This window comes from Cellulomonas sp. (assembly GCF_017744555.1).
Lineage (GTDB): Bacteria > Actinomycetota > Actinomycetes > Actinomycetales > Cellulomonadaceae > Cellulomonas.
In genome coordinates, this window is record NZ_JAGIBD010000103.1 from 1 (window position 1) to 1,263 (window position 1,263).

General features: G+C 72.4%; 2 protein-coding genes, 1 pseudogene and 1 riboswitch. All 3 genes and pseudogenes read left to right on the forward strand.

Features of this window, described 5'->3' with window-relative positions:
• Positions 1 to 190 (forward strand): annotated as a pseudogene (locus J7523_RS20370) (acyl-phosphate glycerol 3-phosphate acyltransferase); the annotation flags it as partial.
• Positions 191 to 222: 32 nt separating this feature from the next.
• Entirely contained in the window at positions 223 to 393 is a 171-nt protein-coding gene (locus J7523_RS20375) for a CsbD family protein (protein ID WP_046529574.1), read from the forward strand.
• Positions 394 to 700: 307 nt separating this feature from the next.
• Positions 701 to 775, forward strand: a riboswitch (cyclic di-GMP riboswitch).
• Between the two features lie 15 nt (positions 776 to 790).
• Complete coding sequence (locus J7523_RS20380) at positions 791 to 925, forward strand: hypothetical protein (RefSeq protein ID WP_255430559.1); 135 nt, start codon at positions 791 to 793, stop codon at positions 923 to 925.
• Positions 926 to 1,263 lie beyond the last annotated feature (338 nt).

Consider the following 1,263-nt stretch of genomic DNA (forward strand, 5'->3'; position numbering starts at 1 on the left):
GACCATGACCACGGGGCTCGGGCCGACGCTCGAGCTCACGGGTGACGTGCGGGCGGACATGGACGTCATCCGCGCGTTCTACGCCGACAAGGCCGGGTTCGCGCCGGGTCGGCGCACCGAGCCGCGGCTGCGGGACGAGGCCGCGGGGTCCGGCGACGCTGCGGATGCGGGGTCGCCCGACGGCGCTTAGCGTCGACGTCGTACCGACGAAGGGAGACCGCGATGGGTGCCGACGACAAGATCAAGCACGCTGCCGAGGAGGCCTCGGGCAAGGCCAAGGAGGCCTGGGGCAAGCTGACGGACGACGAGCGTCTCGAGGCCGAGGGCAAGGGTCAGCAGACCTCGGCGAACATCAAGCAGGCCGGCGACGACGTCAAGGACGCCTTCCGCTGACCCACGCGCGGCGCGGTCGTCCCGCGCCGCTCCCGTTCGGGACGCCCCCGTGCACCGCTGCGGTGCGCGGGGGCGTCGTGCGTCCGGTCGCACCGGGGGCTGCGACGGCCGTGGGAGTGTCGGCGCGACGGGCGACGCTGTCGGTCGGGACGTCACCCGGACGGCCGTCCAGGTCCCCCGGCCGGGCCCCGCGCCGGGCCCTCGGCACGGCGGGATACCGGCCGCGCGGGTGAAATCGGGCGTTCTCCTGGACGCGTGACTGGGATCACTACCGCTCGAGCGTGTGAGCGGTCTAATGTCGGACTTGTCAGCGAAACGGCAAACCCTCCGCGAGGAGGGGACGCAAAGCCACGGGACCCACGCGGTCAGCCGGGCTACCGAACGAGAGGTTCCTCCCATGGACCAGCGCGGATCCGCCGCAGAGCCGCACGAGGCTCGCACCCTTCCCGTCGCCCGCTGGGCCGCCATCGCGGCCCGCCTCCAGGCCACGGTGTCGACCATCCCGCTGCAGCGGGACGAGCTCGCGGCCTGACCGGCCGCCGCACGACTCACCGCGACCCCCGTACCGGCCCCGCCGGTGCGGGGGTCGCGTCGTGAGAGGTCGACTGGAGCACGCGTGGCGGGCGGGGCGCGCCGTCCTAGATTTCGGAGCACGAGCCCACGTCGGCGTGGGTGGTCACCTGGGGGGGCTGGTGTGGACGTCGTCGACTCGCTCTGGGACTGGGTCCTGGTGCTGCTGTTCTGGTTCCTGTTCTTCGCGTACCTGCTGATCCTGTGGCAGATCCTCACGGACCTGTTCCGTGACCGGGGGCTCAGCGGATGGTGGAAGGCGGTGTGGGTGCTGTTCCTCGTCGGGTTCCCGTTCCTCAC